Here is a 20,945-nt window from a genome sequence, read left to right as displayed (position 1 = left end):
ACCATGCTCTCCATGCTTGCTCAACTGGCGATTGGCGCGATTGACCTGGCGGCGGCTTTTCTATTGATATACGGCCTCAAACGCATGTCTTCTCCGGTGACCGCACCGTCCGGGATTTTCGTGGCGGGGATCGGCATGTTAGCCGCAATCGTAGCGAGCTTTCTTTATGTATTCGCTGTCAGGGCGGCAGCTCTGCCGCATCTGCCAGTAAATGTTGGACTGGCCATCGCAGCGCTTGTTATCGGTGGCGGTGCTGCCTGGTGGAGCGGCAAGAAGGTGGCAATGACATCCATGCCGCAGATGGTTGCGCTATACAACGGCATGGGAGGCGGCGCCGCAGCGGCTATTGCAGCGGTAGAGCTGCTGAGCAATCAAGCCCAGGGAGTCACCGCATTGAGCATTACTTTGATCGGCGCCCTCATTGGAGCCGTCTCGCTATCAGGTTCCTTGATTGCTTGGGCCAAGCTTGACGGAGTCATCGAACATCCGCTACGGATAAAAGGACAGCAAATTCTCAATGGCTTGATGATGCTGGCAACATTGGCCGTAGGTGGTTACATCGTATTTTTGACACAAACCGGGAGCGTGCCGCTGCTGCCTGTGTCCGACCTGATTTATCTGTTCTTTGCATGTGCGCTGGTGTTTGGCGTGCTGATGACGTTGCCGATTGGTGGCGCTGACATGCCGGTGGTGATTTCGATCTATAACGCATTCACCGGACTGGCGGTTGGCCTGGAGGGATTCGTGCTGCAAAATCCTGCGCTGATGATCGCCGGCATGGTAGTTGGCGCTGCGGGCTTACTGCTTACGCTGTTGATGGCCAAGGCGATGAACCGATCTGTGAGTAATGTGGTGTTTACCAATTTCGGTGCAATCGTCAAGGCCAAGCCGGGGGCGATCAAAGGCGATCTGAAACCTGTCGATGCCGGCGACGCCGGGATCTTCATGCGCTATGCCAGTACTGTGATCATTGTGCCGGGCTATGGTTTGGCGGTCGCACACGGACAGCAAAAACTCTATGAATTTGTCAAATTATTGCAAGCAGCAGGCGTGAAGGTGAAGTTTGCAGTGCATCCGGTTGCCGGACGCATGCCGGGCCAGATGGACGTGTTGCTGGCCGAGGCGAACGTGCCCTATGACATGATTTTTCAGCTCGAAGATATTAATGACGAGTTCTCCCACACTGACGCGGTGCTGGTGATAGGCGCCAATGATGTCGTGAATCCAGCTGCACGCACCGATAAATCGTCGCCGATTTTCGGGATGCCTATCCTCAATGTCGACCAGGCCAAACAAGTCTATGTGGTAAAGCGCGGGGAGGGCCGTGGCTATGCCGGCATCGTCAACGCGCTGTTTTATGGCGAAAACTGCAACATGGTATATGGCGATGCGCAAGCTGTCTTGATCAAGATGATTGAGGCCGTAAGAGGACTAGGGCCTGTTGGCAATTAATTTGTGAGTGCGAACGCGCGGCAGGCGTTACAGGCCTGGGCGCGACGACGCGACGTAGCCGTGCTTCGGCAAGGAGGCACAACAACAGCATGTGACGCCTGCAGCCGTTCCCGAAGGGTTCAGGTTAAAACGTGCGCCGGCCGCGTTGCATGGCTTGCTGGGGCTTCAGCCCCAGCTACGCCACGCGCCTTGCCAGCACACGTTTTAGCCTGAACGCATCTCCCAAATTAATTGCCAACAGGCCCTGGGAACCGCCGCCGCATAAGCATTGACGGTAGCAATATTTCATCTGCCTTAATCAGAAACGAGAGCAAATCATGACGCAAAAAATGCATGCCGCAGTTGTTGAACAATTCGGAAAGCCCTTGCTGCTGAGGGAGTGGGATATTCCTTCTCCGGGCGCAGGTCAGATTCTCGTAAAAACTGAAGCATGCGGTGTGTGTCACACCGACCTGCACGCGGCCCGTGGAGATTGGCCGCTGAAGCCAAAGCTCCCTTTCATACCAGGGCATGAAGGCATCGGATTGGTGGTTGCGATCGGCGCCGGCGTGACCCAGGTCAAGGAGGGCGATCGGGTAGGCGTGCCTTGGCTGTATTCTGCCTGCGGCCATTGCGAGTATTGCCTGAAGGCCTGGGAAACAGTCTGCGCCGATGCCAAGTTCGGCGGCTACACGCAAAACGGTGGCTTTGCGGAATACATTCTGGCGGATCCCAACTACGTTGCTCACATACCGGCCGGTTTATCGGCGAAGGAAGCGGCTCCTATTATTTGTGCCGGTGTCACGACTTATAAAGGCATCAAGGAAGCTGGCGTTCATCCTGGAGAGTGGATTGCAATCTCGGGCGCCGGTGGCCTTGGCCATCTCGCAGTCCAATATGCAAAAGTAATGGGACTCAAAGTTTGCGCAGTCGACATTGATGACGGCAAGCTTGAGCACGCCAAACGGCTTGGTGCAGATTTGATTATCAACGCAAAAAATTGCGAACCTGCCGAAATCCTGAAGCAGGAAACTGGCGGCGGCGCCCACGGCGTATTGATTACCGCACCATCGCTTAGTGCTTTCAAGCAGGGGGTTGCGATGACCAGGAAGCTGGGAACCTGCGTCCTGGTCGGGTTGCCGCCGGGCGAATTTCCTGTTCCGCTTTTCGACGTCGTGGCGAATTGCATCACTATTCGCGGATCGTTCGTAGGCACCCGTCAAGACATGGCAGAAGCACTTTCTTTTGCGGCGGATGGGAAGGTCAAGGCCGATATTGAGCTGCAACCGCTGTCTGCCATCAACCAGATTTTTGAGCGCTTGGAGCATGGCGAAGTTCCATCTCGCGTGGTCATCGATTTTGAGAAAAATTAGGCCCTATATAACAAAACAATGCAATGAAATAGTTGCCATTCATACAGATATGCGTTCTTAAGAAAGCAAGGAAAATACATCATGAGCAAGATTATTGGCATCGACCTGGGCACAACAAACTCGTGCGTTTCCGTCATGGAGAATGGTGTTCCAAAAGTGATCGAGAACGCTGAAGGTGCGCGTACTACGCCATCGGTGATTTCATATCAGCAGGATGGAGAAATATTGGTTGGCGCGCCGGCAAAGCGCCAGGCCGTGACGAACCCAAAAAATACGCTGTTCGCGGTGAAGCGCCTGATTGGCCGTAAATTTGAAGACAAGGAAGTGCAGAAAGATATCGGCCTCATGCCTTTTCAGATCATCCAAGGTGATAATGGGGATGCATGGATCAACGTCCGGGACAAGAAACTGGCGCCGCCGCAGATTTCTGCCGAAGTGCTCCGCAAAATGAAAAAGACCGCCGAAGACTACCTGGGCGAGCCGGTCACGGAAGCAGTCATCACAGTGCCGGCATATTTTAACGATGCACAGCGGCAGGCAACCAAAGACGCGGGTCGTATCGCCGGTCTGGATGTCAAGCGCATCATCAACGAACCGACTGCGGCCGCCTTGGCGTTCGGGATGGACAAGACGCAGAGCGGGGATCGCAAGATCGCGATTTATGATCTTGGCGGCGGCACATTCGACGTTTCGATTATCGAGATTGCTGCTAACGGTGGCGAAAAACAGTTTGAAGTTTTGTCGACCAACGGTGATACGTTTCTTGGTGGCGAGGACTTCGATCAACGTATCATCGATTACATCATCGATGAATTCAAGAAAATCAATGGCCTGGATCTAAAAAAAGATCCCATTGCATTGCAACGGATAAAGGCTTCCGCCGAACGCGCAAAAATCGAATTGTCGTCAACCCAGCAAACGGACATCAATGAACCTTATATTGCGATGGCAAATGGTGCTCCGGTCCATTTGAACATGACAATAACTCGGGCCAAGCTGGAATCGCTGGTCGAAGATCTGATTGAAAAAACCATCGATCCCTGCCGCATTGCGGTTACTGATGCCGGCATTAAAGTTGCCGACATCGACGATATCATTCTGGTCGGCGGTATGACTCGCATGCCCAAGGTGCAGGAAAAGGTAAAGGAATTTTTTGGTAAGGATCCGCGCAAGGACGTCAACCCGGATGAAGCGGTTGCGGTTGGCGCCGCGATTCAGGGCGCAGTGTTGTCGGGTGATCGCAACGACGTACTGTTGCTGGATGTGACGCCACTGTCCTTGGGGATCGAAACCATGGGCGGCGTGATGACCAAAATGATTCAAAAGAACACGACTATTCCAACCAAATTCAGCCAGATATTTTCGACAGCGGATGATAGCCAGCCTGCCGTAACGATCAAAGTGTTTCAAGGTGAGCGAGAAATAGCGGCAGGGAACAAGGCCCTCGGAGAATTCAATCTGGAGGGCATTCCACCGGCGGCCCGTGGCACGCCGCAGATCGAAGTTACTTTCGATATCGACGCCAACGGTATCTTGCATGTAGGCGCCAAGGACAAAGCCACCGGCAAAGAAAACAAGATCACCATCAAAGCCAACTCCGGGCTTACTGAGGCAGAAATCCAGAAGATGGTCAAAGATGCCGAGATCAATGCCGATGCCGACAAAACACTGGTCGCATTGAGTGAATCTCGCAATCGGGCTGATGCCTTGGTACATTCAAGTCGCAAGTCCTTGTCCGAGCATGGCAAACAGCTCGATCCAGGCGAAGTGGGAAAATTGGAGGCGCTCATTACCGATCTGGAATCCTCATTTGAGGGCGGCAACAAGAGTGCGATTGACGGCAAGAGCGAGGCATTGTCAAGCGCGGTCAAGAAAATGGAAGACCGTATCCAAGAAAAAGCACGGGAACAATCATCCGCGAGCAGTGGCGCCAAGACTCAACACCAAGACAGTGAGCCGGAAATTAAGGACGAGCATCCCGATACGGTTGAGGCTGATTTCAAAGAGGTCGGCAAATAACGGTTCTACCAATGTTTTGGGATGTGAGATGCATGCGATAAGTACGGCGCGAGCGACCCCGGCTGCGATGACGTTGGTGGACAAGGCCAGCACTGCAGCTTGCTGCGAACAGGGCCGCAGTCAATTGGGTGTAATTTATGGGGGTATCCATGCATGCAATGGTGCTGACGCAGTTGAAATCTCCTTTGATCTGGACCGAATTGGCGGACCGCTTGCCCGGTGTCGGCCAGATTCGTGTGCAAGTGAAGGCCTGTGGCGTCTGCCGCACCGATTTGCATGTGATCGACGGCGAATTGCCTGATCCGCTGCTGCCGATCATCCCGGGCCACGAGATTGTTGGTCGTATCGATGCCATTGGCCAAGATGTAGCTGGACTGCACATGGGGGAGCGAGTAGGCATTCCCTGGCTTGGCCACACTTGTGGCAAGTGTCCCTATTGCCTGGGCGCGCGAGAAAATCTTTGCGATCACCCGCTCTTCACCGGTTATACGCGCGATGGCGGTTTCGCCACTTCGGTAATTGCTGATGCGAATTACGCGTTTCCGCTAGGAGAGACGGGTAGTGACGTTGCGCTTGCGCCATTACTTTGTGCCGGCTTGATAGGCTGGCGATCGTTGTCGATGGCTGGAGACGGGAAGAAACTTGGTCTGTACGGCTTCGGTGCGTCAGCACATATTGTGGCGCAGATCGCCAAATGGCAGGGACGTTCCGTGTTTGCCTTTACGCGCCCCGGGGATCTGGCCACTCAGGCGTTCGCAAAAAAATTAGGCGCTGTTTGGGTTGGGGGATCGGACCAGGTGCCGCCCGAAGCACTTGATGCGGCCATCATTTTTGCCACCGCGGGAAATCTCATACCTGCTGCATTGAAAGCGGTGCATAAAGGTGGAGTGGTGGTCTGTGCCGGTATCCACATGAGCGATATTCCAAGTTTCCCTTATTCAGTTCTATGGGGAGAGCGAAAGCTTCTGTCGGTGGCCAATCTCACACGGCAGGATGGCCTCGACTTCTTGCGGCTTGCCCCACAAATCGGGATAGTCACTGAGGTTACCAGCTATTCTCTACAAGACGCGAACACGGCTTTGGCGGATCTTCGTGCCGGAAAATTTCACGGTGCAGCCGTGCTGGTGCCATAACTGTTGTGTCAGCAAGCACATTCACAAACCAAATTCTATTTACTGGGCACAGCGGAAATCTTGTTTGGATTGATCTGTCCATCAAAAATACACATTAAAAATCGCAGAAATATTTTGCTGAGTTGGTTAGCGCACGGACATTTCACCTAGTGGGCAGGCATGATGTGAAACATGACATCTATCTCCATCGGCGTTCTGCGGCCAACAAAAACACAGAGAAACCTCATTCCCGCCATGGCGATGCAAAGTGCGGATCTATTGGATATCGCATGGGTAGAACCGTCAACAGTGCTTACAAAAAACAACCTGAAAGATGCACGAGGTGGCGGCTTAATCAAGCTTGCCATGCTGGCTGTAGGTGCGGCAATTGGGTTTATCTGGAGTGCATCGGCGCTCAGCCTGCCGTCTGCGCCAGGTGCCACGGGAGCGTCGAGTAACGTTCCACTGGCATCCGACTTCCAACACGACGTCGCACCGCTGCTACTGATGCCGCAAGACGAACGCACTGCCTATGCCGTGCGCTTGCAAGAAGCCCTTGATACAGCGAAAGTGCAGATTGCCGCGCCGCAATTCATTGTCCTGGTTGATCGCAGTCCCAGCGTCCAAGCAGCATTGTTGTATTGGGGCTCCGCAGAACATGGCTGGAACTTTATCGGCGCAACACCTGTATCCACCGGCTTGCCTGGTCGGTACGAGCACTTTGTCACTCCTTTGGGCGTATTCAGTCATTCCATGGCGAATCCGGATTTTCGGGCCGAAGGAACGAAGAATAAACTTGGTTTTCGGGGCTACGGAATTAAAGGAATGCGGGTATATGATTTCGGCTGGGTCGATGCTCCCCGAGGCTGGGGTGACGGAGCGATGGGCGTATTGCGATTGCAGATGCATTCTACCGACCCGGCTCTGGCCGCACCGCGTCTAGGTACCGCGCAGTCTGAAGGCTGTGTGCGAATTCCTGCGGCACTAAATGACTTCGTTGACCGCCATGCCTTACTTGATCAGGATTATGAGGAATTGGTCGCAGTCGGAACTCACCCTTGGGTGCTCCGCAAAGACAGCACACCTACGTTGTCTCCGGGGCGCTATTTAGTGGTTGTCGATTCAGAGCGAAAAATACGGCCTGACTGGTCGCCGCTACCTAAGTGGCGTTGACCTGGCGATCCCGCCAAATATCAGGTATGAGATCAACAACGTCAGTTGACGATGATGTTGTTTGTCACGTTCCGAACGCCCGGGGTATTCCAAGCCGAATGCTTGGCCAAGTCGCGTTCCGACAAGCTGTGAACGGTTCCGGTTAAGGTCACGTCGGTTCCTTGAATTTCAACCGATATGCTTTTGGCATCGGCGTCGGCGCGTCTTTTCAAGGCTGTCACGATATCGGATTTGACTGCTTTTAAGTCTACTCTTGGCCTTAACGTGATTTGGTTACTCACGCCTCTCACACCCATCAAGTCTTGAACGGCCACCTCAGCGGCATCGCGCTGATAATGCCACGCAACGTCGCCCGTTAGCGTGATCCAGCCATTTTCAACCATTACCTTTACGTAGTTTTGCGGCAAATAGGTCTGCCATTGGAGAATATTTTCTGCTGCGCGGGCAATATCGATATCATTTCGCTCGCTGGATCCGGGAAGAACAACGCTTATTTCTATTGCCAGCCCCTTTACTCCCAGTACACGGCAAGCGGCGCGCTCTGCGCCCCATTTTTCCGAATAGCTTCTTACATGCCCAGCCAAGGTCACTATCCCGTCTTCAACTTCAACACCGATTCTCGCCGATTTGACAGACGGATCCCAGCTCAGCTCTGCAATGACGTCCTTCTGCAATGCTATATCGGTCTTCATGGCTGTCCTTTAGGGGATGAGATTGGACTGCTACCATGCTTTCTTGGCGCTGTTGGGTCTGTACGTCGTCCCACTTATGCGAAAAATACTACAAAAATAGATTTACCAGTCACTGCCCACATTTTAATTTTCGATTCAATTTTCCCTTTTAACGGTTGTTATACGGCGCTTCTTTGTATTCGAAATGAATTCTTTTCACTCTGTTTGTTCGCTATCGTACATAAGCGCAATCAATAGACTTATACACTCAAGTCCTACAGCGCAAGAGTTGATCTTCGCAATTCAGCAGGTAACCGTCTCGAAAGGCTTCACAATGCCTATCTCTAAAAATCCAAAAAGAAATCACTTGCTAGCGGCATTGCCGGATGCCGAATGGCAGCGCTGGTTACCCCATCTTGAGTTGATTGATTTAGCGCTTGGCCAGGTTCTGCACGAAACGGGACAGCCTATGAAGCATGTCTATTTCCCAACCACCGCTATCGTGTCGCTTCTGTATCTCCTGGAAAATGGTTCTTCTGCGGAAATTGCAGTTGTAGGCAATGAGGGGGTTGTCGGTATTTCCCTCTTTATGGGGGGAGGGGAGTCCACGCCAAGCCGGGCAGTGGTGCAGAGCGCCGGGATTGGATTTCGGATGAAAGAACGCGTGATTAAAGAAGAATTTGCCCGTTCCGGCCCTGTCATGCATTTGTTGCTGCGATACACCATGGCGTTGATTACGCAAATGGCTCAGACAGCAGTGTGTAATCGACACCACTCGCTGGATCAGCAACTATGCCGTTGGCTCCTATTGAGCCTTGATCGCTTGCATAGCAACGATCTCATGATGACGCAGGAACTCATCGCCAATATGCTGGGCGTACGGCGCGAGGGAGTTACCGAAGCAGCTCTGCGCTTGCAGGGGGCCGGCTTGATTCGCTATGCCCGGGGGCGCATCAAAGTGCTGGATCGTCCGGGCCTCGAAAAACGTGTTTGCGAATGCTACGCCGTGGTAAAGAAGGAATCTGACCGTCTGCTGCCCGCCCAGTTGGCGACTTAGCGCAAGAGAGTTGAGAATGCTGAAGGGGGGCGCGAGTTGGAGCGACTTAACAGTATTCAAATATCGATAGCAAAATTCTCAATAACCAGATTGCATATTCCAATTATTTTCTTCTAAAAATCTTTAAGTGGGATAACCCACAGACGCATGATGTTATTGCGCCCATTCTCTGCCGTGCGAACAAGCGATTAATCGCACAACCAACGGCATCAATACCAGGAGAAACGCATGGCACTTCATCGTCAAGAGGACGCACGCCCTTCGCTGGACGCAGATATCTATGGCACGCAGGCGGCCAATATCTCGGTTCCGAAATATCGCATGGCAGAGGGAGAATTACGGCCGGATGTGGCTTTCGCACTGGTACGAGACGAGCTTTTCCTCGACGGAAATGCGCGGCAGAACCTCGCGACATTTTGCCAGACCTGGCTGGATCCGGAAGTGCATCAGTTGATGGATCTGTCGCTCGACAAAAACATGATCGACAAGGACGAATATCCTGCCACCGCTGAACTCGAGAGCCGTTGTGTCCACATCCTGGCCGACCTTTGGCATTCTCCCAAAGCAGCCGATACCATCGGCTGTTCTACTACCGGGTCGAGTGAAGCATGCATGTTAGGCGGTCTGGCTTTAAAGTGGAAATGGCGCCAGCGCATGCTGGCTGCAGGCAAGCCGACCGACAAACCAAATATAGTGACTGGCCCGGTTCAGGTCTGCTGGCACAAATTTGCCCGCTATTTCGATGTCGAGCTACGCGAGATTCCACTCGAACGCGGACGTCTGGGCATGACGCCGGAAGAGGTCATGAAACGGGTGGACGAGAACACCATCGGCGTCATGCCGACGTTCGGCGTTACCTTTACCTGCCACTATGAACCGGTAGCCGAAATAGCCGCGGCGCTGGACCGGTTGGCTGGCGACAAACTGCTAGACATACCAATGCACGTAGATGCTGCATCAGGCGGCTTCACGGCGCCGTTTTCAGAGCCGGATCTGATGTGGGATTTCCGCATTCCGCGCGTGCGTTCGATCAATGCTTCCGGACACAAATATGGACTGGCGCCGCTGGGCGTCGGCTGGGTGGTGTGGCGCGACCGCAGTGATCTGCCGGAAGAACTGATTTTCAATGTCAACTACCTGGGCGGCGATATGCCCACCTTCGCCCTGAATTTTTCACGCCCCGCAGGCCAGATCATCTCGCAGTATTACTTGTTTTTGCGACTCGGCCAGGCAGGCTACCAGCGCATCGTGCAAAGCGGTTACGACACCGCGCAGTACATCGGCCGCGAGATTTCCAAGCTGGGTCCATTTGAGCTGTTTTTTGACGGCGATAGCCGCAAAGGCATCCCCGCCATCTCTTGGGTGATCAAGGAAGGTGCACAGCCTGGCTATTCGTTGTTCGATCTATCGGATCGCCTGCGTGTACGCGGCTGGCAGGTTGCGGCCTACACCATGCCACCCAACATCACCGAGGTAGTGGTGATGCGGGTATTGATCCGGCATGGCTTTAGCCGTGACATGGCCGACATGCTGATGGAAGACACCCGGCGTTCGATCGACTACTTGCAGAAGCATCCACCTACCAAACCACAGAGCGCGGAAGAGGGCACCACCTTCACCCATAGCGGCGAACCGATGAAAAAAGTGAGCCTGCGATGAACTGGATTACCGTCACCCTGCAGGCGCATCCAGAAATCGCTGTTCTGCTGGCGCTTGCGGTCGGCTACTACGTCGGCGGCAAAAGCTTTAAAGGCTTTAGCCTGGGGGCGGTGACGGCGACACTGATCGCCGCGGTGGTGATCGGTCAGTTGGGCATACACATTTCCGCCGACGTCAAATCCATCTTCTTTCTGATTTTCCTGTTCGCCGTAGGATACGGGGTGGGGCCGCAGTTTGTGCGCGGTATCGCCAAGGATGGTATTCCGCAAGCTTTATTCGCGGTGGTGATGTGCCTGCTTTCTCTTGGCGCCGCTTATCTGGCGGCACGCCTGGCCGGCTATGATGTTGGCTATGCAGCCGGGCTGTTCGCCGGCTCACAAACGCTTTCAGCTTCTATCGGTTTGGCCACTGACGCCATCAATCAGATCGGCCTTACGCCAGATAAGACGCAAGCCTTGCTCAATGCGATTCCGGTGGCATATGCAGTCACCTATATCTTCGGTACGGTCGGCTCAGGCTTGATTCTGTCGATATTGGGACCGCGCCTGCTACGGGTGGATCTGGCGGTCGAATGCAAAGCCTATGAATTAGCCATGGGCGGCGCACCGGCGACCGGAGGTGAAGGCAGTGCCTGGCATCAGTACGAGACACGAGCGTTTCGCGTGGCGGCGGGCAGCAAGCTTACCGGCAAGACCGCAGCTGAAGCTGAGGCCATGCTGGGGCCGGCACAAATATTCATCGAACGCTTGCGGCGCTCTGGGAAGATCGAGGAGGCCCGTGCTGCCACCGCTATCCAGGCGGGAGATATCCTGGCGGTGGCAGGGCGACGTGATTTACTTGTCAACGTTGTCGAACATTCTGCGGAAGAGGTCGACGACGCCGAGTTGCTGTCGATGCCGGTGGAGGGCGTCGATGTGTACGTCACTAGCCGGGATGTGGACGGAAAAACCCTGGCTCAGCTGGCGCACGAGGTTGCAGCACATGGCGTCTTCCTGCGCAAGATCACTCGCGGCGCCACCGCCACGGACATTCCTGTGCTGGCGCAGACTCAGGTCCATCGTGGCGACATACTGACCATTACCGGCCGGGTGCAGGACACGACTGCCGCCGCCAAGGCCATGGGCTATGCGGACCGCCCAAGTACTGTAGCCGATGTCGCATTTATTGCTGCGGGTATTACGGTGGGTGCTTTGTTTGGCGCACTGACTTTCAAAATTGGCTCGGTGCCATTGACTCTATCCACCGCCGGTGGCGCTTTGATAGCAGGCCTGGTCTGCGGCTGGTTGCGCTCGGTGCATCCGACCTTTGGCCGTATCCCGCCAGCTACGGTTTGGTTCATGAATTCGTTGGGCCTGAACGTATTCATTGCGGTGATCGGAATATCCGCCGGCCCCGGATTCGTGGCCGGTTTGCAGCAGCTAGGCGTCAGTCTGTTCTTGTGGGGTATTTTCGCCACTACCGTGCCGCTGATACTCGGTATCTATATCGGGAAATACATATTCCGCTTCCATCCGGCGATCGTGCTCGGATGTTGCGCTGGGGCGCGTACGACAACTGCGGCGTTGGGTATGGTCTGCGATGTGGGAAAGAGTCAGGTCCCTGCGCTCGGCTATACGGTTACCTACGCAGTGGGCAACACATTGCTGACAATTTGGGGGATGGTAATTGTAATGCTGTTGAAGTGAGCGAATTTCGGATCATTAAAACTATTGGAAGATGCTTTCTCGCCTTGGATCTTTATATGCACGAGGTTTGACCTATATCAATCTTGCATGGATTGCTCCTTGCCGGCCGCCGGCTAATCCATATACAGTGTTTTACAGATTGCCAACTACCGAACAAAGGTATCCGTTTTGCAGCGGTTGATCGCTGGCACGGGATAACCTTCAAACAGCCACGTGGTCTTTTCCGGGAAATACCATGCACCAGATTTTACTTGCGACCCACGGCGCTCAGGCCTCGGGCAAAGTATTGGCTGAGGTCCTCAATGTGGCCGCGCCTACCGTCACGGTAAAGGTTATGTACATAGCATGAAGCCTGCTAACGCAAACGTTCTGACAATCAATGGTGGCTCATCCAGCATCAAATTTGCCTTGTTTGGAGCGGATCATTTGGCGAGGCGCCTGTTTGAGGGGCGAATTGAAGGAATCGGGCTGCCCCAGGGAGCTTTCGTCGTCAAAGGCCAAAGCCTGGAGGACAATTTTTCACATCCGGCAGTTGTACCTGATCACACTGCGGCGGTGATATTGCTGATGGACTGGATCGCCGATCGCGTGGCAGACGGCGGCTTGGCCGCGGTAGCGCACCGGATTGTGCACGGCGGCGCCAAATATTGGCAGCCGCAGCGCATTACTCAGCAGATGATCGTGGAGTTGCATCAGCTGAGTCAGTTTGATCCGGAGCATTTGCCGGAAGAGATTTTACTGGCAGAAGCATTTCATCGCAGATTCCCGGATTTGCTGCAGATCGCCTGCTTTGACACCGCATTCCATCACGATATGCCGCGCTTGGCGCAGTTGCTGCCAATTCCCCGTCGCTACCAGGCCAAGGGCGCCCGCCGCTACGGTTTTCACGGCTTGTCCTGCGCTTATCTGATACAAGCCTTGGAGCAGGAAGCCGGCATCGATGCCGCGCAAGGCCGCGTAATTCTCGCCCATCTTGGCAGTGGCGCCAGCGTCACTGCGGTACATGCCGGTAACAGCATGGATACCAGCATGGGCCTGACACCAGCCAGCGGTCTGCCGATGAGCAGCCGTTCGGGCGACCTTGATCCCAGCGTCGCGTGGTACCTGGCCCGCACTGAAAAAATGAGTGCCGGGCAATTTCATCACATGATCAATCATGAAGCCGGCTTGCTGGGTATTTCGGAAACCAGTTCGGACATGCGGGAGTTGCTGAAGCACCAGACGGAAGACGTCCGCGCAGCCGAAGCGGTGGCGCTGTTTTGTTATCAAGCCAAAAAATGGATTTGTGCACTGGCAGGCGTTTTGGAAGGCCTAGACACCTTGGTTTTCGCCGGCGGCATCGGCGAAAACGCGGCCGAGATCCGCTCTCGAATTTGCAACGGGCTGGGCTTTATCGGCATTGATATCGATGAGATTGCGAACCAGGCCGGCGCAGCCCTCATTTCATCGGCCGCGAGCGCTGTTTCGGTACGGGTAATCGCTACCGATGAAGAATCGATGATTGCACAGGACGCATATCGTGTTCTGGGGCAGCCTAACTGAGAAGGACGTTCTTGTGAAAATGGACTACCCCCAGCGCTCGGATAACACGCTCACGCCGGACCTGCAGCGTGAGATGCATGCCTGTAGGTGGGCAAAAAGCTTCCTGTCGGTCAGACAAATACCTATCCGGAAGACAGCCACAGCGGGATGTATCCCGATAATCCACAAGATGAAAGCGGCAAGATGCCGCACGCGGAATGAGCATGGATACTAGAACTGCGGGATTAATGCGTGACACCAGCGCTGCACTGCATGGTGGCGTGGTGAAGCAATGTCTCGATGCGCATTATCCTGCTCCGGCCGAGCAGCATCCTGTGCGCCTTGATCCGAGGAAGAACCATTTGCTGGCAGCTTTGCCGGATTCCATCTGGCGGCGTTGGCTGCCGCATCTGGAGGCAGTAGATATGCCTTTAGGGCAGGTGCTGTATGAATCAGGAAGTATACAGAATTATGTCTATTTTCCCACCAGCGCCATCGTCTCCCTGTTGTATCTGCTGGAAAGCGGCGGTTCGGCTGAAATCGCCGGAGTCGGCAACGACGGTATTGTCGGCATCTCTTTGTTCATGGGCGGTGAATCGACGCCAAGCCGGGCCGTGGTGCTAAGCGCCGGACAGGGTTATCGCCTGCGGGCCAGGACCATGAAAGAGGAATTCAACCTTGGCGGCCCGGTGCTGCATTTGCTGTTGCGTTATATCCAGGCGCTGATTACCCAGATGGCGCAAACCGGAGTCTGCAATCGCCATCACTCCGTCGACCAGCAACTGTGCCGCTGGCTGTTGCTCAGCATGGATCGTCTACAAGATAACCATCTTGCGATAACACAAGAGCTGATTGCCAACGCCCTTGGCGTGCGGCGCGAGGGAATTACCGAGGCGGCGCGAAGTTTGCGACAGGCCGGCTTGATCAGTTATGCCCGCGGCCATATCTCTGTGCTGGACCGGCAAGCCCTGGAGGCGCGTAGTTGCGAATGCTATGCGGTCGTCAGATGCGAATGCGAACGTTTGCTTCCTGCCGGATTGGCCACGTAAGCCAGCGCCGTTCCGGATCGCAAATCCGGACTTTTGATCTGGGGAGACCTCGACCGTTCCTTGCATATATCCAGGAAATATCATGGAAATAGAAAATTCACCGTTTTACCTATTTGATACTCATGCAGAAGCGGAACGGGCAATCCAATGGCTGCGCCGCGCTGCATTCGATGTCAAGAAGCTGTCGCTGATCGGGATGGGCTATCACACCGAAGAACAGTCGATCGGCTTCTATACGACAGCAGGTCAGATAAAAGCGTGGGGCGGCGTCGCCGTGCTCTGGGATGGTATCTGGAGTCTGCTATTGGCGCCGGCAGTATTTTACCTGCCCGGCATAGGATTGATAGCTATGGCTGGCCCTATCGTCAATGAACTGATGGCTGCTCTGGAAGGAGAGGTGAGGGTGGACGACGCTTCAGCTTTGAGCGTAGCTCTGCGCCAAGTCGGCGCCAGCAAAGAGCAGGCAGGCAAGTACCAGACTGCCTTGAAGGCCGGTAAATTTATTCTCATGGTCCACGGTAATGCAGAAGAGATGGCGCTAGCGCGTGCGGTCATGGCTACCCGTACCTTGTGGATAGCCTAGCTACATCGGTTTGCTGCCGTCATAAGAAAGCATCGATCAATACATTTCCAGATTTTCCCTTAAGTGTTGCAGCGAACGGACGCGTCATCAAATGCTGAGCATGCTTGAAGTTCGATAAATAAAGTGAAGGATAAATATGAAAACCGACACACAAATTCAAAGGGATGTCCTCGCGGAGCTTAAATGGGAGCCATCGGTTAACGCAGCGCAGATTGGCGTTGAAGTAAAGGAAGGCATTGTCACTTTGGAAGGGAAAGTTAGCAGCTATTCGGAAAAATGGGACGCCGAGCGTGCGGCCCAACGTGTGTCCGGCGTTAAGGCGTTGGCAATCAAATTGGACGTTGCGCTACCAGGATCGAGTCAGCGCGACGACGCGGATATCGCGCATTCGGCAGCAAACGTCTTGGCGTGGATGACCTATTTACCGGACGATTCGGTCGAGGTCGTCGTTGAAAAAGGTTGGATCACACTCTCCGGCGAAGTCGATTGGGACTATCAAAAGCAAGCTGCCCTGGGTGCAGTTAGACATTTGATGGGTGTAACGGGCGTCAGCAATCAGATTGTGATCAAGCCAAGAGTTTTACTGAGCGCCGTCAAATCGGAAATCGAATCGGCGTTGAAGCGACGCGCCCACATGGATGCCGACAAGATATTGGTCGCTATTAAAGATGCCGATGTGACGCTGACTGGCACCGCGCACAGCCTGTCTGAACGCGACTCGGCGAGACACGCCGCTTGGGGAACGCCTGGTGTGCGAAATGTCGTGGACCACATCGTCGTCATCTAAAAGATGTCGGCAGCTGGAGCTGCAATTCGTACTCTGATATCAAACAGGAAGAGATTTTTCCTTCTTTAAATAGGAAGCATCATGGAAACAGATAATTTGCCGTTTTATGTGTATGACACACATGCCGAAGCAGACGAGGCCATTCGTTGGCTGGATCGCTCTGGCTTCGACGTAAAGAAGCTGTCACTGGTGGGAAAGGGTTATCACACCGAAGAACATCCAGTCGGATTTTATACAACTGGAGACAGAGTAAAAACCTGGGGTGGCATTGGCGCCTTCTGGGGCGGTGTATGGGGCTTGCTGCTCGCCCCTGCAGTTTTTTTTCTACCCGGATTAGGCCTTATGGTGATGGCGGGGCCTGTGGTAGCAACGCTGATAGGGGTTCTTGAAGGTGCTGTGGTCGTTGGCGGTGTTTCAGCCCTCGGCGCCGCATTGATGCAAACCGGCGCCTCCAAAGATCAAGTAATCAAATATGAAACTGCCTTGAAAGCCGACAAGTACGTTCTCACTGTCCATGGCAATGCAGACGATTTGGCGAAAGCGCGTGCTGTACTGGCGAGTGCAACAGTCTAGGAACTGCGGGAAAGTGACAGGCAAGGCCGCCGAAATATGCGTGAAGCCAGGCAGGTTTCTGTTCGCGTTCGCTTCACGCCAATTCAGCATCCAGTTTGATTGAATAGGAAAAATGATGAAAGCATTTGTTTACGGCGGCCCCGGTCTGAAATCGGTTGAAGATCGCCCCAAGCCCGAGATCAAGGAGCCCGGCGACGCTATCGTTAAAATGGTGAAGACGACCATCTGTGGCACTGACTTGCATATCCTCAAAGGCGACGTGGCCACCTGCGCTCCTGGTCGTATTCTTGGACACGAAGGGGTTGGCATCGTTGACTCGGTCGGGGCCGGTGTGACTGCATTCAAATCCGGCGATCGTGTGCTCATTTCATGTATCTCTTCGTGTGGGAAATGCGAATACTGCCGCCGTGGCATGTTTTCTCATTGCACAACCGGAGGCTGGATTCTTGGCAACGAGATTGACGGCACGCAGGCGGAATATGTCCGTACGCCGCATGCGGATACCAGCCTGTATCCGATTCCGGAAGGCGCCGATGAGGAAGCGCTGGTAATGCTGAGCGATATTTTGCCGACAGGTTTCGAATGCGGCGTGCTCAACGGTAAGGTGGAGCCAGGCTCGACGGTGGCAATTGTAGGCTCCGGGCCAATTGGCCTTGCCGCATTGCTGACGGCTCAACTGTATTCTCCTGCACAGATCATCATGATCGATCTTGATGATAACCGCCTTGAGGTAGCGCGCCAGTTTGGCGCCACACAGACGATCAACAGTGCAGATGGGAAAGCGGCCGAATCAGTGAAAAAACTCACCGGTGGCCGTGGCGTAGATACAGCGATTGAAGCTGTCGGCGTGCCGGCGACTTTTCTGCTATGCCAGGACCTGGTCGGTCCAGGAGGCATCATCGCAAATATAGGTGTGCATGGGCAGAAGGTCGATTTGCACATGGAGCGTTTGTGGTCTCAGAACATTGCGATCACAACCCGTCTCGTCGATACGGTAACGACGCCGATGCTGCTGAAGACCGTGCAGTCGAAGAAGATCGACCCGACCCGCCTCATCACCCATCGCTTCAAACTCGACCGTATTCTCGACGCTTATGACACCTTTGGCCGAGCCGCAGAAACCAAAGCGCTGAAGGTGATCATCGAGATGTAGTTGATTCGACTGCAATATACATTCATGCGATGTAACAAATTTAAAAAGAGTTAAATCATGTGCAGTCAATGCGTTGGTAACTTCCAATGAACAAGAGAGTCAAAGCGTATCTGGTCGGGGGTGGTATAGGATCCCTGGCGGCAGCTGCTTTCATGATCCGAGACGGCGGCGTGCTGGGGGCTGATATATCAATCCTTGAGGCGTCTCCTGTGCCGGGAGGAAGTCTCGACGCCGCCGGAAGTCCGGACAGCGGATATTCCATGCGAGGCGGTCGCATGTTCACCACCGACAACTACGAATGTACTTGGGATCTTTTCAAGTCGATCCCGTCCTTGAATTCAAAGAACAAAACTGTGTTTGATGAAACCGTTGAATTCAATGAAAAATACCAGGCCAATTCCATGGCGCGCCTGGTAGACCGTTGCTGCTCCAAAGTCCCTGTCGGCTCGATGGGGTTTTCGATGCAAAATCGGATGGAATTGCTTAAGCTGAGCAATGCCGAAGAGGGTGAGCTCGGAAACGACAGGATCACCGACTGGTTGTCGCCGACATTCTTCGACACGGAATTTTGGTATATGTGGTCGACCACCTTCGCCTTTCAGCCTTGGCACAGCGCTGTTGAATTTAAACGCTATCTGCACCGTTTTATGCTTGAGTTTGCGCGCATCGATACCCTCGCCGGCGTTAAACGCACTATCTATAACCAATATGACTCGTTGGTACGTCCGTTGCAAAGCTGGCTTGAAGGGCAGGGTGTTCATTTTGTCGCGGATTGTCTGGTGACGGATTTTGACAGCACGTCAACGAATGGCATGTTTTCTGTGACGGGTATTCACTGCCGTCGAGATGGGAAATCTGAATTTATAGAAGTGCTGAACGATGATTTTGTCTTTTTCCAAAATGCATCGATGACCGATGCATCCAGTCTTGGCTCCATGACGACTGCGCCGGAGAAATTAAGCAAAAAGGATAGCGGCGGCTGGGCGCTTTGGGAAAAATTGGCGAAGGACAGACCGGAATTTGGCAGTCCAGCCGTATTCAGCAGCTGTATTGCTCAGTCTTTTTGGGAATCATTTACCGTTACGCTGAAGCATCCGATGTTCTTTGATCAGATGCTTCAATTTACTGGCAATGTTCCAGGCACCGGCGGTCTGGTGACATTTAAGGATTCAAACTGGCTGATGTCCATCGTGCTGCCGCACCAGCCACATTTTCAAAATCAACCACATGACGTGCAAGTATTTTGGGGCTACGCACTGCATCCGGATCGGATCGGGAATTTCGTCGCCAAACCAATGAGCGACTGCAATGGTGCAGAAATCCTGCGCGAACTGTGTGGACATCTTGGATTCGATCTGGAGACGGTCGAATCGGCAATTTGCATACCAAGCAAAATGCCATACATTACCAGCATGTTCATGCCTCGCACGCGCGGTGACAGGCCGTTGCCGAAACCACTTGGATCGAGAAATTTGGCTTTTATTAGCCAATTTGTAGAAATACCCGACGAGGTCGTTTTTACCGTTGAATATTCAATACGAGCGGCGCAAATCGCGGTTTACCAACTGTTGCGCCTCGATCGACAGATACCTGTCATCCAGCCCCACGATAAATCGATTCGCACCCAGCTTGAAGCATTGATCAAGGCCTTTAAGTGAAAATTTTCTCGTCCTGAGGTGGTGTGACTACGCGCCAATTGGAAAAGCATGATGAAGATATATTCAAATGACTTTCGCGTTAAGGAAGGTGATGAGGTCAATCTCAAGAAGTGGCCGACGATCATCAAACCTGTTTACAAGTCAAAGGGAAACTATAAAGAGCTGCTTGAAGAGCACGTTACGCAACTAAGCTCACAACAGCAGCTTCTCTACGCCTCCAATCGCTATGCCGTACTACTTATTTTCCAGGCGATGGATGCCGCTGGAAAGGATGGCGCCATCAAGCATGTGATGTCTGGAGTCAATCCGCAAGGTTGCCAGGTGTTCAGTTTCAAACACCCAAGTCCCGCTGAACTGCAACACGATTTTCTTTGGCGCACCACGCGAGATCTTCCGGAGCGCGGCAGGATAGGGATTTTCAACCGATCATATTATGAAGAAGTGCTGATCGCGCGTGTCCATCCCGAGATTCTTCGGGGAGAAGGCATAGTAGATGCTCCGCGCGACGACAAGGAAATCTGGCGCGATCGCTATCGTTCAATCACGAATCTGGAGAGACATCTCCGCGGTAATGGAACGCGCATCATTAAATTTTTCCTCCATATGTCAAAGGATGAACAGCGAAAGCGGTTTCTTCAACGCATTGATGAACCAGATAAAAATTGGAAATTCAGCGCTGCAGACATTCAAGAGAGAAAATTCTGGGCAAATTACATGACGGCCTATGAAGAGTGCCTCGGGACAACCAGCACGCGCGATACGCCCTGGTATGTCGTACCCGCCGACGATAAACAAAATGCGCGACTGATTGTGTCGAAAATCGTTCTCGATACGCTCGAGGAACTCAAAATGAAATATCCAAAAACGGGTAGTAAGCACAAACAGGAATTGCAATCGGTGCGCAAGCAGCTCGAGAAAGACCGTGATACGCCGTGATCTGATTGGCAAGTTTTCTGAGAGGCATCGCTTACGCCATTTGGCGTAACGGCTATTGCAAACGGAGACGTTTCCAGTACGCCAAATCCAAGGAACTTCCAATGCCGCTGTTTAATTTCACCGATTTCGTGACCCGACAGATGAGGCCAGCTATGAGAAAGCAAGAAGAGATTGAAGCAATCAAGGCGAAAATCGTGAAAGCCGAATTAGACAGTCGCACTTGGCAGATCGATGGCGACGAAGAAAAATATCTCGACGCCTACGATAGGGGAGAGGCATTTGAGTCTTTGTTAGAGCGAAAGTTGAAGCAAACCTATCAAGCAACTTATTCTGGTCCTGATTCAAGGAGTTACCCCATGTTGAAAAGCTTAAGCCATATTAGCGGTTCCACCATCGAAGCAGAAGACGGTTGTTGAAGATTGCTTAAAATTGCCCCACTGTTTTCATCGAAATCTGCCCCACCCTGTTAATGCGTAATTCATATTATTTCTGTGGATAAGTTTTC

Annotated in this window: 18 protein-coding genes; 17 read left to right on the top strand and 1 reads right to left on the bottom strand. The window is 53.3% G+C overall.

Annotated elements, in window-relative coordinates; genetic code table 11:
* Window positions 1-3 precede the first annotated feature (3 nt).
* The 5 genes from ACIPF8_RS23130 (at window position 4) to ACIPF8_RS23110 (ending at window position 7,108) form a co-directional block, all read left to right on the top strand.
* Complete coding sequence (locus ACIPF8_RS23130) at window positions 4-1,452, top strand: NAD(P)(+) transhydrogenase (Re/Si-specific) subunit beta (protein ID WP_400425887.1); 1,449 nt, start codon at window positions 4-6, stop codon at window positions 1,450-1,452.
* Between the two features lie 317 nt (window positions 1,453-1,769).
* Complete coding sequence (gene adhP, locus ACIPF8_RS23125) at window positions 1,770-2,804, top strand: alcohol dehydrogenase AdhP (protein WP_400425885.1); 1,035 nt, start codon at window positions 1,770-1,772, stop codon at window positions 2,802-2,804.
* Between the two features lie 81 nt (window positions 2,805-2,885).
* A complete protein-coding gene (gene dnaK / locus ACIPF8_RS23120) occupies window positions 2,886-4,823 on the top strand; it encodes a molecular chaperone DnaK (RefSeq protein WP_400425883.1) in 1,938 nt (645 codons plus the stop codon).
* A gap of 149 nt (window positions 4,824-4,972) precedes the next feature.
* Window positions 4,973-5,956 carry a zinc-dependent alcohol dehydrogenase family protein gene (locus tag ACIPF8_RS23115; RefSeq protein WP_400425881.1) on the top strand — a complete coding sequence of 328 codons (984 nt, stop codon included), beginning with the start codon at window positions 4,973-4,975 and terminating at the stop codon, window positions 5,954-5,956.
* Between the two features lie 171 nt (window positions 5,957-6,127).
* A complete protein-coding gene (locus ACIPF8_RS23110; protein WP_400425879.1) occupies window positions 6,128-7,108 on the top strand; it encodes a L,D-transpeptidase in 981 nt (326 codons plus the stop codon).
* A 41-nt stretch (window positions 7,109-7,149) separates the two neighbouring features.
* On the opposite strand, the gene ACIPF8_RS23105 is transcribed toward ACIPF8_RS23110, so the two are convergent.
* Window positions 7,150-7,800 (bottom strand): BON domain-containing protein, encoded by a 651-nt coding sequence (locus ACIPF8_RS23105; protein ID WP_400425877.1) that lies wholly within the window; start codon window positions 7,798-7,800, stop codon window positions 7,150-7,152.
* Window positions 7,801-8,113: 313 nt separating this feature from the next.
* On the opposite strand from ACIPF8_RS23105, the gene ACIPF8_RS23100 reads away from it, so the two are divergent.
* From ACIPF8_RS23100 to ACIPF8_RS23045, 12 genes are all read left to right on the top strand, one after another.
* A complete protein-coding gene (locus ACIPF8_RS23100) occupies window positions 8,114-8,836 on the top strand; it encodes a Crp/Fnr family transcriptional regulator (RefSeq protein ID WP_400425875.1) in 723 nt (240 codons plus the stop codon).
* Window positions 8,837-9,064: 228 nt separating this feature from the next.
* Window positions 9,065-10,495 (top strand): glutamate decarboxylase, encoded by a 1,431-nt coding sequence (locus tag ACIPF8_RS23095; RefSeq protein ID WP_400425873.1) that lies wholly within the window; start codon window positions 9,065-9,067, stop codon window positions 10,493-10,495.
* Complete coding sequence (gene aspT, locus ACIPF8_RS23090; protein WP_400425871.1) at window positions 10,492-12,180, top strand: aspartate-alanine antiporter; 1,689 nt, start codon at window positions 10,492-10,494, stop codon at window positions 12,178-12,180. The genes ACIPF8_RS23095 and aspT overlap by 4 nt, the downstream gene beginning before the upstream one ends.
* 345 nt (window positions 12,181-12,525) lie before the next feature.
* The gene (locus ACIPF8_RS23085; protein WP_400425869.1) at window positions 12,526-13,722 is read left to right on the top strand and encodes an acetate/propionate family kinase; all 1,197 of its coding nucleotides are present in this window, start codon (window positions 12,526-12,528) and stop codon (window positions 13,720-13,722) included.
* Between the two features lie 203 nt (window positions 13,723-13,925).
* Entirely contained in the window at window positions 13,926-14,750 is an 825-nt protein-coding gene (locus ACIPF8_RS23080) for a Crp/Fnr family transcriptional regulator (RefSeq protein ID WP_400425867.1), read from the top strand.
* A gap of 82 nt (window positions 14,751-14,832) precedes the next feature.
* The gene (locus ACIPF8_RS23075) at window positions 14,833-15,333 is read left to right on the top strand and encodes a DUF1269 domain-containing protein (protein WP_400425865.1); all 501 of its coding nucleotides are present in this window, start codon (window positions 14,833-14,835) and stop codon (window positions 15,331-15,333) included.
* Between the two features lie 136 nt (window positions 15,334-15,469).
* Window positions 15,470-16,120, top strand: coding sequence for a BON domain-containing protein (locus ACIPF8_RS23070; RefSeq protein WP_400425863.1), 651 nt, complete (start codon window positions 15,470-15,472; stop codon window positions 16,118-16,120).
* Window positions 16,121-16,201: 81 nt separating this feature from the next.
* Window positions 16,202-16,693 carry a DUF1269 domain-containing protein gene (locus tag ACIPF8_RS23065; RefSeq protein WP_400425861.1) on the top strand — a complete coding sequence of 164 codons (492 nt, stop codon included), beginning with the start codon at window positions 16,202-16,204 and terminating at the stop codon, window positions 16,691-16,693.
* 115 nt (window positions 16,694-16,808) lie between these two features.
* Window positions 16,809-17,846, top strand: coding sequence for a zinc-dependent alcohol dehydrogenase family protein (locus ACIPF8_RS23060; RefSeq protein ID WP_400425859.1), 1,038 nt, complete (start codon window positions 16,809-16,811; stop codon window positions 17,844-17,846).
* Window positions 17,847-17,932: 86 nt separating this feature from the next.
* A complete protein-coding gene (locus tag ACIPF8_RS23055; RefSeq protein ID WP_400425857.1) occupies window positions 17,933-19,504 on the top strand; it encodes an oleate hydratase in 1,572 nt (523 codons plus the stop codon).
* A 51-nt stretch (window positions 19,505-19,555) separates the two neighbouring features.
* Window positions 19,556-20,440: an ADP-polyphosphate phosphotransferase gene (locus ACIPF8_RS23050; RefSeq protein ID WP_400425962.1), complete on the top strand. Its 885-nt coding sequence runs from the start codon at window positions 19,556-19,558 to the stop codon at window positions 20,438-20,440.
* 101 nt (window positions 20,441-20,541) lie between these two features.
* Window positions 20,542-20,856, top strand: coding sequence for a hypothetical protein (locus ACIPF8_RS23045; RefSeq protein ID WP_400425855.1), 315 nt, complete (start codon window positions 20,542-20,544; stop codon window positions 20,854-20,856).
* The last annotated feature ends 89 nt before the right edge of the window (window positions 20,857-20,945 follow it).

The organism is Collimonas sp. NPDC087041 (genome assembly GCF_044745265.1).
Taxonomy (GTDB): Bacteria; Pseudomonadota; Gammaproteobacteria; order Burkholderiales; family Burkholderiaceae_D; genus Collimonas.
Note: the sequence above shows the minus strand (reverse complement) of the source record. Positions and strands in the feature narration are given on the sequence as shown.

What these genes read in the sequence shown, in the direction of transcription:
- ACIPF8_RS23060 (WP_400425859.1), top strand. Translation starts at nt 16,809, where the DNA reads ATGAAAGCATTTGTTTACGGCGGCCCCGGTCTGAAATCGGTTGAAGAT.
- ACIPF8_RS23110 (WP_400425879.1), top strand. Translation starts at nt 6,128, where the DNA reads ATGACATCTATCTCCATCGGCGTTCTGCGGCCAACAAAAACACAGAGA.
- ACIPF8_RS23045 (WP_400425855.1), top strand. Translation starts at nt 20,542, where the DNA reads ATGCCGCTGTTTAATTTCACCGATTTCGTGACCCGACAGATGAGGCCA.
- ACIPF8_RS23050 (WP_400425962.1), top strand. Translation starts at nt 19,556, where the DNA reads ATGAAGATATATTCAAATGACTTTCGCGTTAAGGAAGGTGATGAGGTC.
- ACIPF8_RS23095 (WP_400425873.1), top strand. Translation starts at nt 9,065, where the DNA reads ATGGCACTTCATCGTCAAGAGGACGCACGCCCTTCGCTGGACGCAGAT.
- ACIPF8_RS23085 (WP_400425869.1), top strand. Translation starts at nt 12,526, where the DNA reads ATGAAGCCTGCTAACGCAAACGTTCTGACAATCAATGGTGGCTCATCC.
- ACIPF8_RS23080 (WP_400425867.1), top strand. Translation starts at nt 13,926, where the DNA reads ATGGATACTAGAACTGCGGGATTAATGCGTGACACCAGCGCTGCACTG.
- ACIPF8_RS23070 (WP_400425863.1), top strand. Translation starts at nt 15,470, where the DNA reads ATGAAAACCGACACACAAATTCAAAGGGATGTCCTCGCGGAGCTTAAA.
- ACIPF8_RS23055 (WP_400425857.1), top strand. Translation starts at nt 17,933, where the DNA reads ATGAACAAGAGAGTCAAAGCGTATCTGGTCGGGGGTGGTATAGGATCC.
- ACIPF8_RS23105 (WP_400425877.1), bottom strand. Translation starts at nt 7,800, where the DNA reads ATGAAGACCGATATAGCATTGCAGAAGGACGTCATTGCAGAGCTGAGC.
- ACIPF8_RS23130 (WP_400425887.1), top strand. Translation starts at nt 4, where the DNA reads ATGCTCTCCATGCTTGCTCAACTGGCGATTGGCGCGATTGACCTGGCG.
- ACIPF8_RS23065 (WP_400425861.1), top strand. Translation starts at nt 16,202, where the DNA reads ATGGAAACAGATAATTTGCCGTTTTATGTGTATGACACACATGCCGAA.
- aspT (WP_400425871.1), top strand. Translation starts at nt 10,492, where the DNA reads ATGAACTGGATTACCGTCACCCTGCAGGCGCATCCAGAAATCGCTGTT.
- ACIPF8_RS23100 (WP_400425875.1), top strand. Translation starts at nt 8,114, where the DNA reads ATGCCTATCTCTAAAAATCCAAAAAGAAATCACTTGCTAGCGGCATTG.
- ACIPF8_RS23115 (WP_400425881.1), top strand. Translation starts at nt 4,973, where the DNA reads ATGCATGCAATGGTGCTGACGCAGTTGAAATCTCCTTTGATCTGGACC.
- adhP (WP_400425885.1), top strand. Translation starts at nt 1,770, where the DNA reads ATGACGCAAAAAATGCATGCCGCAGTTGTTGAACAATTCGGAAAGCCC.
- ACIPF8_RS23075 (WP_400425865.1), top strand. Translation starts at nt 14,833, where the DNA reads ATGGAAATAGAAAATTCACCGTTTTACCTATTTGATACTCATGCAGAA.
- dnaK (WP_400425883.1), top strand. Translation starts at nt 2,886, where the DNA reads ATGAGCAAGATTATTGGCATCGACCTGGGCACAACAAACTCGTGCGTT.